This window comes from Paenibacillus barengoltzii NBRC 101215, assembly GCF_004000745.1.
Lineage (GTDB): Bacteria > Bacillota > Bacilli > Paenibacillales > Paenibacillaceae > Fontibacillus > Fontibacillus barengoltzii.
Genome location: NZ_BILV01000007.1, coordinates 63,405 through 78,427, shown reverse-complemented (window position 1 = coordinate 78,427; position 15,023 = coordinate 63,405). Strand labels below are relative to the sequence as shown.

11 protein-coding genes are annotated in these 15,023 nt (G+C 53.1%); 3 read left to right on the top strand and 8 right to left on the bottom strand.

What is annotated here, in order from left to right; translation table 11 throughout:
- Nucleotides 1-175: 175 nt before the first annotated feature.
- From PBA01S_RS02930 to PBA01S_RS02920, 3 genes are read right to left on the bottom strand one after another with little or no spacing between them, the layout of a single operon-like run.
- Entirely contained in the window at nt 176-1,417 is a 1,242-nt protein-coding gene (locus tag PBA01S_RS02930) for a response regulator transcription factor (protein WP_028537496.1), read from the bottom strand.
- Nucleotides 1,414-3,339 (bottom strand): cache domain-containing sensor histidine kinase, encoded by a 1,926-nt coding sequence (locus PBA01S_RS02925; protein WP_028537497.1) that lies wholly within the window; start codon nt 3,337-3,339, stop codon nt 1,414-1,416. Before PBA01S_RS02925 ends, PBA01S_RS02930 begins: the two co-directional genes overlap by 4 nt.
- A complete protein-coding gene (locus tag PBA01S_RS02920) occupies nt 3,329-4,327 on the bottom strand; it encodes a substrate-binding domain-containing protein (protein WP_016313787.1) in 999 nt (332 codons plus the stop codon). Before PBA01S_RS02920 ends, PBA01S_RS02925 begins: the two co-directional genes overlap by 11 nt.
- A 218-nt stretch (nt 4,328-4,545) precedes the next feature.
- Between PBA01S_RS02920 and PBA01S_RS23035 the strand changes: the two genes are divergently transcribed.
- Together PBA01S_RS23035 and PBA01S_RS02915 are read left to right on the top strand one after the other, a co-directional pair.
- The gene (locus PBA01S_RS23035) at nt 4,546-4,935 is read left to right on the top strand and encodes an SLAC1 family transporter (RefSeq protein WP_255315276.1); all 390 of its coding nucleotides are present in this window, start codon (nt 4,546-4,548) and stop codon (nt 4,933-4,935) included.
- Nucleotides 4,905-5,585, top strand: a complete 681-nt coding sequence (locus PBA01S_RS02915; RefSeq protein WP_255315275.1) for a tellurite resistance/C4-dicarboxylate transporter family protein — start codon at nt 4,905-4,907, stop codon at nt 5,583-5,585. Before PBA01S_RS23035 ends, PBA01S_RS02915 begins: the two co-directional genes overlap by 31 nt.
- A gap of 24 nt (nt 5,586-5,609) precedes the next feature.
- Here the strand turns inward: PBA01S_RS02915 and PBA01S_RS02910 are convergent, their stop codons facing one another.
- The 5 genes from PBA01S_RS02910 to PBA01S_RS02890 all read right to left on the bottom strand — a co-directional run bounded on the left by PBA01S_RS02910 (nt 5,610) and on the right by PBA01S_RS02890 (nt 12,124).
- Nucleotides 5,610-7,115: a response regulator gene (locus PBA01S_RS02910; RefSeq protein ID WP_009223872.1), complete on the bottom strand. Its 1,506-nt coding sequence runs from the start codon at nt 7,113-7,115 to the stop codon at nt 5,610-5,612.
- A 17-nt stretch (nt 7,116-7,132) separates the two neighbouring features.
- Nucleotides 7,133-8,935 carry a cache domain-containing sensor histidine kinase gene (locus PBA01S_RS02905; protein WP_009223873.1) on the bottom strand — a complete coding sequence of 601 codons (1,803 nt, stop codon included), beginning with the start codon at nt 8,933-8,935 and terminating at the stop codon, nt 7,133-7,135.
- Between the two features lie 35 nt (nt 8,936-8,970).
- The gene (locus tag PBA01S_RS02900) at nt 8,971-9,801 is read right to left on the bottom strand and encodes a carbohydrate ABC transporter permease (protein ID WP_009223874.1); all 831 of its coding nucleotides are present in this window, start codon (nt 9,799-9,801) and stop codon (nt 8,971-8,973) included.
- A complete protein-coding gene (locus PBA01S_RS02895) occupies nt 9,798-10,694 on the bottom strand; it encodes a carbohydrate ABC transporter permease (protein ID WP_036644381.1) in 897 nt (298 codons plus the stop codon). Before PBA01S_RS02895 ends, PBA01S_RS02900 begins: the two co-directional genes overlap by 4 nt.
- A gap of 101 nt (nt 10,695-10,795) precedes the next feature.
- Complete coding sequence (locus tag PBA01S_RS02890) at nt 10,796-12,124, bottom strand: ABC transporter substrate-binding protein (protein WP_009223876.1); 1,329 nt, start codon at nt 12,122-12,124, stop codon at nt 10,796-10,798.
- A 266-nt stretch (nt 12,125-12,390) separates the two neighbouring features.
- Between PBA01S_RS02890 and PBA01S_RS02885 the strand changes: the two genes are divergently transcribed.
- Nucleotides 12,391-14,946 carry a beta-mannosidase gene (locus tag PBA01S_RS02885; protein ID WP_164744071.1) on the top strand — a complete coding sequence of 852 codons (2,556 nt, stop codon included), beginning with the start codon at nt 12,391-12,393 and terminating at the stop codon, nt 14,944-14,946.
- Nucleotides 14,947-15,023: the final 77 nt, after the last annotated feature.

Below are 15,023 nucleotides of genomic sequence, written 5' to 3'. Positions count from 1 at the left end.
AGTCGATTCCCCCTATACTCGAAATGAATGCGCTTACAGTTCGGAGTATAGCAAGCGAAGGGGGAGGACGTATTTACAGTGATTTGACTCTTTTTATAAAAATCGAACCTTTATCGGAGGGATTGACTCTAAACCAGGGGGCTAAGAGAGGGGGATTGCGCAAAAAAAGGGGAGATTACTCCCCTTGAGCATCTTCATGTTCAAATGCGCCTTTGCGGTATTGCAGTGGAGAGAGGCCGGTCGCGCGCTTGAACGCCGTGCTGAAATAGTGCTGAGTTTCGTAGCCGACTTGCTCGGCGATTTCAGCTACTGTGAGCTCGGTGGAGATTAACAAGCGGCTCGCCCGACGGATGCGGAGCTGCGTCAAATAGCTGTTAAACGTGGTGCCCAGCTCCTGCTTAATCATGCGGCTTAAATAAGCCGGGGAAGTTTGCAGGGCTTGCGCCATCGCTTCCAGCGTCAGCCCGCTGTCGCCGAAATACTCCAGCATATATTGTTTGGCCCGGCGCACCAGCGGGGAAACGGCGTTCTCCTTGTTTACGGCGGACTTCGCTTTCCGGTATACGGAAGGAAGCTCCAGCACATCACCAGCGCCCTCGGCCAAATACACCTCGGCAGCGATTTTTAAGTGGGTTCGCACCAAGGTTTCAATGCGGTGAAAATCGGCTTCAGCTTCCACGCCCCACAGCAGGACAACGATGAGGCCGAAGGGGTCTCGGAAGATCGTTTTGGGATAGGGAGCGAGCACTTCCGCGGCGATATTCTCGACCGCAAATCCATACAACTGCCGCTCGTCTTCTTTGAACAAAGCAGGCGAAGCAGCGGGTTCAGGCAACCGGATCACGCCCAGCCAATCCGGGCAAGCGTCCGGCAGCTGTAAGAACCGCAGCTGCTCGGCGATTTCATCTGCGGTCATGCCCCCGTCCAGCCATTGCTGACAAAATCGCTCCCTCAGGAGCGGATAACTGCGGGACAGCTGTTGCGAGGCCTGCTGCCATTGCTGCTGTTTGGATGCTTCTTCCTCCAGCTCTCCGCGCACTTGTCGCAGAACTTTCTCTAACTGCGCGGGATTGGCCGGCTTCAGGATGTAATCTTTGACTTGAAGGCGAATTGCCTTCTGGGCGTATGCAAACTCGTCATGGCCGGTGATAATGACGATTTTACAGTTCGGCAGCCGCTCACGCACCTGCTTCATGAGTTCAATCCCGTCCATGATCGGCATGTTGAGATCAACGAGCATGATATGGACGTCGTGCTGAATCGCCTTCTCCAGCGCCTCCTCGCCATCCTCGGCTTCAGCTACTACCGTAAGGCGTAAGCTTTCCCAGTCCACGCTATCGCGTATCCCTTCGCGAATAATGCATTCATCGTCGGCGATGAGTACTCTCCAATGAGTTTCTGAGTAGGTTCCGCTCATGATTCAATCCTCCTAAGGCGGGTTTGTTCATCCCGAATGATCGGGTGGGTGACCGTAACGACCGTTCCTCGACCTTCCTCGCTTTGGATTGTCAGACCATATTTCGAGCCGAATGTCAAAGCAATCCGTGCTTGCACATTCAGCATCCCGTAACCTTGGCCTCCTTCGCCTGTGCCGGATGTCCCTGCCGGTTCAGCGCTCTTTTCCCGGCCATCCGGGGTACCCGCGGCCTGTAGTTCTTTTTGCAGGCGTGCCAGCTTATCCGGTGGAATGCCTTTGCCATCATCCCGGATGGTGATTACCAACATGCCGCTATCTTCAGCGGCTTCGATGACCACGCGGCCCGGCCCCCGGCGTTCTTTGATGCCATGGTAGATGGCATTTTCCACGATCGGCTGAAGGATCAGCTTCAACACATAGACGCCGCGAATTTCCGGAGCGATGTGCAGTGAGTAATCGAGTTTGCTCTGATAACGGACGTGTTGAATATGCAAGTAACTGCGCACATGCTCGATTTCATCATTTAGGGGGATGATGTCATTCCCCTTGCTCAGGCCGATCCGAAACAGCTTCGACAAGGACTCTGCCATTTCCGCGATATCCTCCGAGCCGTTGCGGCGGGCCATCCAATGAATGGTATCCAGCGTGTTGTACAAAAAATGCGGCTTAATATGCGCTTGCAGGCTTCTTAGCTCCGCCTCCCGCTTCTGACGCTCCTGCAATTCGGTCAGCGAGAGCAGGCGATGGATCTGCTGCAGCATGGCGTTGAAGCGGCGGCCAAGCAGGCCGATTTCGTCGGAACGGTCGCTCCAGTGGCGAATCGTCAGATCGCCGGACTGGGCTTTTTGCATAAAGGAGGCCAGCTGCCCGATCGGCCTGGAAATCGTGTGAGCCAGATAGAAGGAGGCCGTCATCCCCAGCAAACAGACGATAAACACAAAGCTAACCACGTAAAAACGAATTTCTCGCATTTCTGTAGCAGACTCCGCCATGGAAAAGACGCCCACGGTCGTCCAGTTGGTAAACGGCGAATGTCGGTAGATGAACTGCAAATCACGGCCGCCTACCCGTTCTGCGTAAGTTCCGGAGCCGTCCTGACCCAGCCGCTCCAGCGGGATGCGATTGATGTAGGGGGCTGGCGGGGAATAGATGAGTTCCCCGTTGCCGTCCACCACCGTGAGATAGCCCGTTTTCCCCAACCGGACATCCTGAGCGGTCTCGGCTATGACTCGCAGCTTGAGGTCGATTAAGACGACACCTTTGACTTGCTGGGTTTCGGGGTCGAGAATCGCCCTTACGGCGGAGACGACTTCACTATCCTTGTAGTTGACATGCGTCGTGACGTTGCGGTTTCGCGGATGACCGAGGATCTTGAAGATGCCTTTATTGCGGACCGCCTCTTGATACCATTCCTCCTGGGTCAAGTTGTCTGAGGTGCGTGCATACATTTCATTGCTGATATATTCACCGCGGCTGTTGACGATGAGAATGCCTGCAACTTCTGAATACAAGGTGGTGAAGCCTTGCAGAAACTTGCGAATTTCGTAATGATCGGTATCTGGCGGTGTTGTTGTTCGTGGAGGTGTTTGGACTGAAGGTGCCGATAAGATACGTTCCGCCTCGTTGTTGTTTTCGAGAAACTGCAGCACGTCTGAGTTAAAGGAGATGAAGAACGTCATGTTTTGCAAATTCTCCACGTACGTCTCCAACGACCGGTTCACCTTGCCGATTAACTGCAGCGTATTGTTCGTAATCTGGCGTTCGATAATGCGGTCGACGGTCCAATTCGTCAGCACGCCTAGCCCGATTGAGGGAAGGATGCTGATCAACATAAAGTGGACAATGAGTTTGTAGCGGATAGGTAAGTTGTTCAGTGAAAAACGACGGATTTCCCAGGATCGCTGACGATATCTATTTCGCATAGTAATCATTCACATTCTGTCGTGTAACGACGGTGATGCCGGTATCCACGCGTTGGGGAACGCGAGGGCCGGGATGCGAAGCTTCTTCCGAATCATGCTTCAACGAAAAGAGCAGCTGCAGCGACCAATACCCCATGTTCCAGGTGCCCTGGGCCATCGTGGCGGCGATATCTCCGCTTTTGACCAAGTCCAAGGTGCCTTTATCGGTGTCGAAGCTGATGATCTTCGGGCCGGAGGACGCCAAGCTAACGGCCTTGACGGCCTCCGCAACACCGATACCGCCATTCGCTTCGGTGGTGAATATACCGGCGATGTCAGGGAAGTCGCGCAGGACTTCCTCCGCCGCTTGCCGGGAGTAGAGCTCATCGCCTTTACCGTTTTTGGTGGCGACAATGTGCATGTTGGGGAATTCCTGCGTAATGGTGTCGGTAAAACCTTCGGTGCGTTCCTGATGATTTTGCTGATCCGGCACGGTGACGATGGCGACCTCCCCGCGTCCGCCGGTGAGCTCGGCCATTTTTCGGGCGGCCTCCACGCCGGCGGAATAGTTGTCGGTGCCAAGGAAGGAAAAGGCGCGGCTGCCGGGGGCATCGGAATCAAACAAGACGACCGGAATGCCGGCGTCAACGGCTTTGTTAATCGTGGCGGTGAGTTCGGTCGGATGAATCGCGGAGATCGCGATGCCGGCCGGTTTTTTCGCGATGGCCTGCTCCAGCACCGTAATTTGCTCGTGAATATCGCGCTGGGTGGAGCCGCGGTATTCCACGGAGACGTTCAGCGCCTGCGCTGCGTCTTCGAAGCCTTTCAGCCCGCTTTTCCAATAGTCAATGCCCATTTGAAACGTCACCATCACGTATTTCTCATCAATGGAACCCCGAAGGCCCCCGGAACTCCATTCGTCGTTCATCCGAATCTGGGAGCGGTAATCGAGCACGTATAACGCGAAGCAAGCGAAGAGAAGCAAGTAGACGATCCAAATCTTCTTCATATGAAACCCCTTTCATAAGAACGGTTCAAAAAAGAGAGGAACTTCGACATCATCATACTATGATTCGCCATAAATGATAATGATGGATTTGAGAGGATTCCTCGGGTTGGGGTTAGCAGAGTCACAAAGCCGCAGATTCTCATCGTGCTAAATTGAGACTAGGGTTCCTGCTGCTCGATCCGTGGCAGGGGCTAAGTCTGCAGAGGCGGGGATGGTTCATGCTGTGGAAGGTAATGGAGGAGAAGATCGAAAGTTTATTTCCGGGGTATTTTTCCATGGCGATGGCTACCGGGGCCTTATCGATTGCGATGGAACTGCTGAAGATTCCGCTTGCTCCCAAGATTCTGCTCTACCTGAACACCTGCATTTATGTCACCTTGTCGATTCTCACCTTGATTCGCTTATTTAAATATTTCCCGCGGGTACGGGCAGATTTGACGAGCCATAGTCAAGGCCCCGGCTTTTTCACGTGCACGGCCGCAACCTGTGTATACGGCAGCCAATGGGTTATAGTCGCGCATAACGGAACCGTTGCAACCGGGTTATGGGTTTTGGCATCTCACTTTGGGTTGTCATTATGTACACCTTCTTTACGGCAGTTACGGTAAGAAAAGAGAAGCCGACCCTGGCCGAAGGCATTAACGGCGCTTGGTTAATTGCCGCTGTCGCCACCCAATCCGTTTCCATTCTGGGCACGCTGATCTCTTCCTTTCTGACGGATGGCCGTGAGGTCGTGCTGTTTTTTACGTTATGTATGTATTTGCTGGGATGCATGCTGTACTTGAACATCATCACGTTAATTTTCTACCGGTTCACCTTCGTCGACCTGAAGTATGCCGCATTGACACCACCCTATTGGATCAATATGGGGGCGGTCGCGATTACAACTCTGGCAGGCTCCACCTTGATGCTGCATGCCGCGAAATGGTCGTTTTTAACTGAGCTGGTTCCCTTTTTGCGGGGATTTACTTTATTCTTCTGGATTACCGGCAGCTGGTGGATTCCGTTGCTTTTTATCCTGATGATTTGGCGACACGTCTACCATCGTTACCCTTTAATGTACGACCCTCAGTTTTGGGGAATGGTATTCCCGCTGGCCATGTATACAACCAGTACCTATCAGTTGTCACAGGCGTTGGATTTGCCATTTTTGGTTGTGATTCCGCGCTTTATGGTGGTGATAGCCATCTCCGCCTGGTTGGTGGTGCTGGCCGGGTTCCTTCGGCACCAGCTTCGTTCGTTCCAAGGGCGGAGATGAGATTAGGCCGGGCGGGTTCAAATCCTACTGCGAAAGCCGCTTATACTCATTTGGCGTCACGCCAACAATGCGTTTGAACAGCTTGTTGAAGTAGGCGGGATCGGGATAACCAACGACGCTGCCGACTTCATGAACTTTCAGGTCGTTCGCCTGGCGAAGCAGTTGCTTTGCTTTTTTGATGCGTACCTCGATCAAATAATCGGTAATCGTCATGCCCGTTTCGGACTTGAACCGTTTGCTGAGATAACTCGGGGTGAGATACACCAAGCTTGCCAGATGGCTCAGTTCTGCGGGCTGGTCGTAATGCTCGGCGATCCAGCGTTTGACGGTTTCCACCGATTTCCCGGCCTGCGCCAGGCGGGCATCGCGGATTTGCTTCAGCACGCCGGTGAATTCGGCGATAAACGTCGTCTGCATGTCGTGAAAGCGAAGGCAGGAGGATAGCTTAGTTTCCAGCATTTTGACGGATGCCTGGCTTTGCAGTTTGCTCCATTCGTGCAGTTCGGCCGCAGCCGTTTCCAGCATCAGTCGGCAAACAAGCAGCACGAGTTCGACCGACGCCCGGTTCTGTCGGAGCTGTTCAAACAGGCGCTCCAAGCAAGCGGTCGTCCAGGCGATATCTAAAATCTGCAATTGCTGGCTTAGCTCATCGCGGTACCCGGCAAACCATTCGCTGATTTCCGCCTTGGGCTCCCGCTCGGGAAGTTCCGTGACCGGGTGGTAATTCCAGGCGGATTCGCCGTAGACTCCAAGCTCACAGGCGCGTTTCGCCTCGGCGTATGCTTGGCTTAAGCAGGCCGGGTCCCGATAGGCCGAACTCGAACCGGCCAATATTCGCGAGGCGGGAAGTCCCGCCCTTAGCCTGTCGGTAAAACCGCGAATGTCGGCTTCCTCCGGCTCCGCTGGGGTGTAGCAGACAAGGGCAAGCGCTTGATCCTCCGTGTCAACGAGATCCCAGGCTGGCGAATCGCCAGTCCCCAGACGGTCGAGACCGGTGCGTAGCGTGACGGGATCGACACCTTTGAGCACGAGGACGAAATAAGAATTGGTAGGCAAAGTCAGCTTCGGCAGTTTGGTGCATAAGCTGGGGGAGCTTTGGAGATAGGTTAGCAGCAAGCCCATCCGGAGATACTGTTCCTTGCTGCGGCGGGCTGCTTGTTCCTGCTCAAGGTTGTACAAGAGTGCGAACAATTGTTTTTTGTTGATTGGCTTCAGCAAATAATCGACCGCAGAACAACGCAGGGCCTGTCTGGCGTACTCGAAATCGGTAAAACCGCTCATCAGGATGCAGCGGATGTCCGGGCGCAGGTCTTTGACCTGTTTGATCAACTCCAGCCCATCCACGACAGGCATGCGAATATCGGTAATGATTACGTCGATTTCGATTTGGCGAAGGAGCAGGCGGTTCAACAAGTCTTGCCCATGGGGGAACAAGCCTTCAACCACAAACTTCCCGCTTTCTTTGCCGATCATTTTTCCCAAGCCTTCTCGAATCGAGGCCTCATCGTCCACAATCGCGATGCGCAGCATTGAATCCCCTCCTTGAATTACGGACCCGCATTTATACCGAAATTATTCTCGTCGCCGCTCAACAAGCCGGCAATTCTCAGCGTGACGGTAGTGCCTTCGCCCAGCCTGCTGCTGACCGTAAGCCGGGAGCCGTGGCCGTAGTGCAGCCGAATCCGTTCATGGACGTTGCGCAGGCCGATCCCAAACTTATCGGTTTTGCCGTCTGTCAGGCTGTGATTTAACGTAACCAACCGCTCTTCGGTCATCCCAACGCCGTCGTCGTGCACGGTAAAAACCGCATCCCCGCCGTCGCTCCATGCCCGGATGGTGATCGTCCCCGAGCCTTGGCGTTTCTCCAACCCGTGGAATACAGCGTTTTCGACGATGGGTTGGAAGACCAGCTTTATGATCGGCAGCGCGTAAAAAGACTCCGGAATTTCGAACCGAAAATTAAACTTATCCGGAAAACGGATCTGCAACAGCAGCAAATAGTTCCGGACATGGTCGATCTCCTGGCGAATAGTGACGATTTCATCAGCGCTTCGCGTAATGCTGTAGCGAAGCAGAAGGCCGAGCAGGTAAGTGAGTTCCGCGACCTGATCGTCGTCGTTTAGCTCCGCCAGCATGCGGATCGATTCCAGCGTGTTGTATATAAAATGCGGATTGATCTGGTTTTGCAGTGCCAGCATATCCGCTTTTTGCTTGCTTTTCTCCGTCTCGGCCACCTCGTCGAGCAGCTCCCTAATGCGGGATATCATCCGGTTGAAGTGACTGCCCAGCAGGCCAATTTCATCGTTATATTTAACGCGAACCCGCACGTCAAGCTTCCCTCGCTGCACCTGTTTCATCAGCTGCACCGTCTGCTTCAGCGGTTTCGTCAGCGCATAGGAGATCAACATGGCCGCCGCCAGGGCAATGCCGAGGATGGACAAGGTCATGACCATCATGGAATTGCGGCTTTGTTTGATGGGGGCGAGCAATTCCTTCAGCGGAATGGTCACCAGTGTTTTCCACCCCGTCTGCCCGGATACGGAATATACGGCGATATAAGGCTCACCCCCAATATTCAGGCGGAAGCTGCCGCGGGACTCCGTCGCTCCGGCCAGCAGGGGGCTTCCGGTCAAGTCCTGGCCCAGCCGGGCAGGATCACTGTCGTATACAATCCTGCCGTTCTCATCAACGATGACGGCATTGCCGTGGGTCACGTTGTTCAAGGGCTGGATGATCCCTTCGAACAGCCGGGCATCGACATCGATAACGATCATTCCGATGTACTCCAGCGTACTGATCGATTGGATGGAGCGCATGACGCTGAACACCTGCAGCTCCTCGGAACCGTTGACCCGAATCGGATGCGTGCCGACAAGAACCGGAGCAACCCCGGCCGCGGCGGTTTGCTTCTTCCATTCCGCTAACCGCTCATAAGGATACGGTTCATGTTGCCCCGATTTATTATTGTAAAAAATCATTCCATACCGGTCGGTCATATAAACCGCGGAGATTTCATCCTTCATGTGTGTCAAGTACGAAAGAAACATATGGACCGTGGAATTTTTCTCCCAGTCAGTTCCTTCCTGGTCGAGAAGTCTTTGAACATCTTTATTGTACAACGGCAAAATCGTATACCGCTTGAGGTCTGCGATATAACGGTCCACTTTATCCATGGCGTTGTCCGCTAACTGGCCAGCCGATTCCGTCGTGCTCGCGAGCTTCGCATTCGAGTTGGTCCGGTAGGACGAATAGCTGACATAAATGATCGGAAGCGTGATGAGAAACACGAAGATGACAACCAGCTTTTTTTGCATCGAAAAATTGGCGAATAAAGTCCAAAGCCTTTTCAACTTTTATCCCCTGACTCTCTCACATCGACTTCTTCCTATTTTACAGCACCGCTCGTCACGCCTTCAAAGATATATTTTTGCAGGAAAAAGTACAGGATGACGGTAGGCAGTAAAATGAGCAGGATCGCTGCGCTAATCAGATTCCAGTTGGCGACGTTCAGGCTCTGGAACCGCATCAGCACCGTAGTAACGACGCCGAGGGTCTGCTTCGGCATATAGAGGTAGGGGGTGTACATGTCGTTATAAATGCTGATCGACTTCAAAATAATCAGGGTCGATGTCGCCGGCGTCAGTAGCGGGAAGAGAATCGACCGGTAAATCCGAAACAAGGAAGCCCCTTCGACCATGGCGTTCTCGTCGAGATCGACCGGGATGTTGCGAATAAATTGTAAATACAGGATGATCTGTATCACATCCGCACCAATGTACAAAATGATTGGCGCTCCTATCGTATTGTACAAGCCCAGCGATTTTATAATTCCGAACGTGGCAACCTGGGTGGTGATTCCCGGAATGACGGTAGCGAACAGGTAGAGGGCGAAGACAGCTTTTTTCATCCGAAACTCGAATCGGCCGAGCACATAGGCAACCATCGTGCCGAACAGGATGTTGAAGGCCAGAGAGACGCAAATGATGATCAGCGTATTGGTAAAGCCGTTAATCAGCCCGCCCCGCTCAAACACGGCTCTAAAGTTGTCGAAGTTGAAGAAGCTCTCCGGCAAAGCCATCGTGCTGCCCGTGTTGAATTCCTCATCGGCTTTAAAGGAGTTGACAATGACCACATAAGGCGGGAACAGGACAACGAAAACTCCGATCAACAGCGTGATATATTTAAACGTATTGACAATCGTATGGATTCGAATCATTTGCCGCTCCCCCCTCTGCTTAGTACAAACTGCTGCAATCCGACAACAACGATAACAAAGAACAATAAAATGATGCTCATCGCGGAGGCGAGACCGTAGTTGTTGTAGGCAAACGCGGTTTCGACGACGCGCTGCACATACGTCTGGCTCGCTCCGGCCGGGCCGCCCTTGGTCAGGACGAAGGGCAGGTCGAAGACTTCAAGTGCGCCGGTGACCGTCAGGAACAAGTTCAACTGGATGACTGGCCTCATATTCGGCAATGTAATGCGCCAAAAAGTCTGCCAGGCATTGGCGCCGTCGATTTTGGCGGCCTCGTAAATATCGGCCGGGATCGCTTGCAGGGAGGCGATATAGATCACCATGTTGTATCCCATGAATCGCCACAGACCGGTGGAGGCCAGAGCGTAGTTGACGAGCCCCGGGGTGCCGAGCCAGCTGGTTTCGCTCAGATTGGTCAACCCGATGCTGTTCAGGAACAGGTTTAACGAGCCTTGCGTCGTATCGAAGACATAGCCGAACATAAAGGCAACCGCCACGCCGTTCATAATGTACGGGAGAAAAAGCAGCAGCCGGAATACGTTTTTGCCGCGGAGCCGGGAATTCAGGATGACGGCAAAGTAAATGGCGATCACGTTCTGAACAAGCCCCACGACAAAATAAGCAAAGTTATGCGCGAATACCCCGAAAATATCAGGATTTAAGAATACTTCCCGGTAATTATCAAGTCCGACCCAAGGCTTCTCCGGGCTGTAACCATCCCACGCAGTAAAACTAAAGTAGACGAGCTTGGCCGCAGGATAGTAGGTAAACAATAAGAGCAAGCTCACTGGAATGAGCAGGAATGTGAAAATAATGATCCTTTTTTGCTTCAAGTACGACATGGAGCCGAGCATGCTGGAGTCCCTTCTTTCCGCTGAATTGTATGGGTCCTGCTTGTTACGAAAGCAAAATGGATTATCGAAAAGGCCGATAATCCATTTTGCCTCCGGTGGGATTAGTAACCAAGATCTTTCTTCGCTTTGGCCCAGGCCTTATTCCACTTGTCAAACACCGTTTGCGGGTCCTTGGCGAGAACGAATTCCTGCGCGATCGCCGGCAAATCGATTTGCGCCTTATTCGAGATTTGAATGACCTGAGGATCATCCGCTACACCTTCCTGAAGCTCCAAGGCCTGTGCCTGGAACTCGGCAAGCTGCGGAAGCTTTGACTCACGGCCCTCCAGCGGGGACATAAAACCTGCGAAGTCCTCGTAGCCGGATTCCTCGATCAGCCAGGATAGAAACGCCTTTGTTGCCTCAAGGTTTTTGCTGTCCTTGTTGACGGCATAGAAGAAGTCAGGGCTTAATGCGGCTCTGATTTGGCCCGAATTGTCGTAAGGGAGCGGGAAAAACCCGATATTGTCGGCATCGGCCCCTACGCCGATAACTTGATTGATCACCCAATTGCCGAGGTAGTACATAGCCATTTTGCCGTTGGCGACATCCTTTTTCGATTGTTCCCAGTTGGTGGAGTTGATGTCCTTTTCCAGATAACCTCTATCGGCTAGCTCCTTCAGCAGGCTTAACGATTTGCCGTAACCGTTGTCCATGGTGAAGGGAGTATCGGTATTCAACTTTTCGTTAGGGAAGTTGGGATTGTTTTCGATCAGCCTCGGTAAATCGTAAACCCAACTGCCCAGCGGCCATTTGTCCTTGAAGTTGGAGGCCAGAGGAATGATGCCGTTTTGCTTCAGTTTTTTGCAGGCAGCTAGAAATTCATCCCAGGTTTTCGGGGTTTCCGTGATGCCGGCATCGGCGAAGGCCTTCTTGTTATATACAATTCCGGAGCTTGCGTTCCCGGTCGTAATGCCGTACAACTTGCCTTCGTAAGATTTGAAATCCTTGAACGTCAACTCGCTGCTGAACGTCATATCATCCAGCGGGGCGAAGTATTTCGGCAAATCCGAGTTCGGAATGTCAGGAACGAACATCAGATCAGGCAGTTCTCCGCTCGCCATCCGGACTTTTAATTGCTGGTTGTAGTCGCTCTGGCCGCCTTCGAATTCGACTTTGATGTTGGGATACTTCTCGTTAAATCGTTTGAGATATTCGTCGTACTCCTTGCCGATCATGTCCGTGCGGTTGGTCAGGAAGGTCACTTTGCCGCTGAGCGTTGTCTCGCCGGATCCTTCGCTTCCGGAATTTGCGGTCGCCGTGTTCGTGCCTCCGGAGTTCCCGGTATCGGCGGTTGTTCCGTTTCCGTTATTTCCGCCGCTGCAGCCCGCCAATACGGCGGATAGTGCGAAGATCATCATGAATGCCATCAAGATGCTTTTCTTCTTCATGCTTTCATCGCCCCTTATTAGTATATTTGTTAGCGCTTACAGCCTAATTTTATCTCACTTGTTAGTGCATTGAAATGTTCCCGATTACTATTTATTGTCTTCAATTGTGCTGTTTTATGGGGAATTCCAACCTGTAACTCATACATGGTTTCTGAAATTTCAAATTTTTGTTCTAATTAAAAACTAACAAAATAATAACAAAATGATTGCTATTTGCGAATAAACAGAGATAATGAAAGTATTACTACGTTTACTTGGGAGGATCTATGAGCGGTCAACAACAACAACTTATACTGAACAATTGGAGCTTTAAAGCAAGTGACGAGACGGACTGGAAGTCTGCGAGCGTGCCGGGCACGGTGCATACGGATCTGTATCGCAACGGGTTGATCCCTGGTCCGTTTTATGGAACCAACGAGCATGATTTGCAGTGGATTGATCGAAAAGATTGGGAGTACGAAGCCTCCTTTGAAGTGGATGAGGCTTGGTTGGCTTTGCGACACTTAGAGCTTGTTTTTGACGGTTTGGACACCTACGCCGATGTCACCGTGAACGGGACGCACGTCTTATCCGCCGACAATATGTTCCGCATTTGGCGCATCGATGTGAAGCCGCTGCTGCACAAGGGGGTTAACAAGGTTGCTGTCCGCTTCCGCTCTCCTATTGCAGAGGATTTGCCGAAGCTCGAGAAGCTGGGGTATGGTCTGCCAGCGACAAACGACCAGTCAGAGCTGGGCGGGTTAGGCGACCAACGGGTCAGCGTATTTGCTCGCAAAGCGCCGTATCATTACGGTTGGGATTGGGGGCCGCGCTTCGTAACCAGCGGGATTTGGCGCGAGGTGCGGCTTGAGGGCTGGAGCGGCCCGGTGATTCGTGACCTGTTCATTCGCCAGGACCGGGTCAACGTCTCGGCTGCGGAGCTTACGGCCGTGGTAGAAATCGAAACTGCTGAGCGCTGGGAAGGGCAGATGCAGCTCACGGACGGCGAGTTGACCTGGGAGCGTTCAGTGGGATTAGAGCCGGGGGTAAACGTGGTAGAAGTACCGGCGGTCATTGCGGAGCCGAAGCTGTGGTGGTGCCGGGGGCTGGGGGAACCAGCGATGTACAACTTCCATGCTAAGCTTGTGGCAGACGGCGGGCAGGAGGCGGTCGCCGAAGCTTCTGTTCGAACCGGGCTGCGCGACATTCGGTTAGTTCGGGAGAAGGATGAGGCGGGGGCTTCGTTCCGCTTCGAGTTAAACGGTGTGCCGGTTTTCGCCAAAGGGGCAAATCATATCCCGAACGACAGCTTTTTGACGGAAGTCACTCAGGGGCGTTACCGCCATGAAATCGCCACGGCAGCCGAAAGCGGCATGAATATGCTTCGCGTCTGGGGCGGCGGGATCTATGAGCAGGATATTTTCTACGAGCTGTGCGATGAGTACGGCATTATGGTTTGGCAAGACTTCATGTTTGCGTGCAGTATGTACCCAGGGGATCCCAAGTTTCTGGACAGCGTGACGCGCGAAGCGGAGGACAACCTCAAGCGGCTGCGGAATCATCCTTGTATCGCGCTATGGTGCGGGAACAACGAAATCGATTCGGCTTGGGCTCACTATGTCGAGGATGGGGGCTGGGGCTGGAAAAAGGATTATACCGCCAAGCAGCGTGAACAGATCTGGGCGGATTACGAGGCGATCTTCCACCGAATTCTGCCGCAAGCAGTAGAGCGTCTTGGCGGCGGCGTTGCCTACGTGCCTTCTTCTCCCATCCGTAAATTGACGGGGGATGCGGATCAACATGCGCTTCAAGTTACCGGTGAGGGGGATGTCCATTACTGGGGCGTCTGGCATGCAGTTGAGCCGTTTGATCACTATAACTTGAGGGTCGGCCGTTTTATGAGCGAATACGGCTTCCAATCGTTTCCGGAACTGAAATCGGTACTGACTTACGCGCCGGAGACCGAGCTGGCACTGGAGTCTAAAATCATGCTGGCCCATCAGAAGAATGGCCGCGGGAACCAGTTGATCAAGGAGTACATGGACCTTTATTTGCCGGAGCCGAAGGATTTCCCTTCGTTTCTGTACATGAGTCAGGTGCTGCAGGCCGAGGCGATCCGCACGGCGATTGAAGCGCATCGCCGTAACAAGCCTTACTGCATGGGGACGTTGTACTGGCAGATGAACGATTGCTGGCCGGTGGCGTCCTGGGCAGGGATGGACTATTACGGACGCTGGAAGGCGTTGCAGTATGCGGTACGCCGCAGCTTCCGCGAGATCATGCTGGCGATCTACGAGCCGGAGGATGGCCCAATTTCGATCAGCGTCGTGTCTGATCTGCAGAAGCCGGTGACGGGTCGGTTGCGGTTATCGCTTCATGACTTCCAGGGGGGCTTGTTGAAAGAACAGACGTTGGAGGTTCACGCCTCTGCCGATGCGGTGGTCGAAGCAGGAGTATTCACCCGGGCGGAATGGCTGGAAGGCCGTGATACGCATCAGGTTGTGCTGTATGCGGTTCTGGAGATCGAGGGACAGGCCGTGGACAGCAAACCTTTTTACTTCGCTTCAGCTAGGGAGCTTTCGTTACCGCAGGCAAATATTACATTTCAAGAAGTGGCCGGCAGCGGCGGCAGCCAATATACCCTGATCAGCGACGTGTTGGCGCGTCAAGTGTGGATTTCGGCGGAAGAAGAAGGGATTTTCTCCGATAATTACTTCGATCTCATTCCTGGCGTTCCGGTCACGGTGGAGTTCCGGCGGCGGGGCGGTACAGGCAGCGCAGAGCCCTTTGTCGCGGGCCATCCCGGCAAGCTGACGGTCCGCTCTATGGCAGACTTCATCTAATTTCGACTCCGGATTTTACCGTGTTATAATAAACGAATAGAAATTGTGTGTTTTGTAAATACACGGTAAATTCCGGA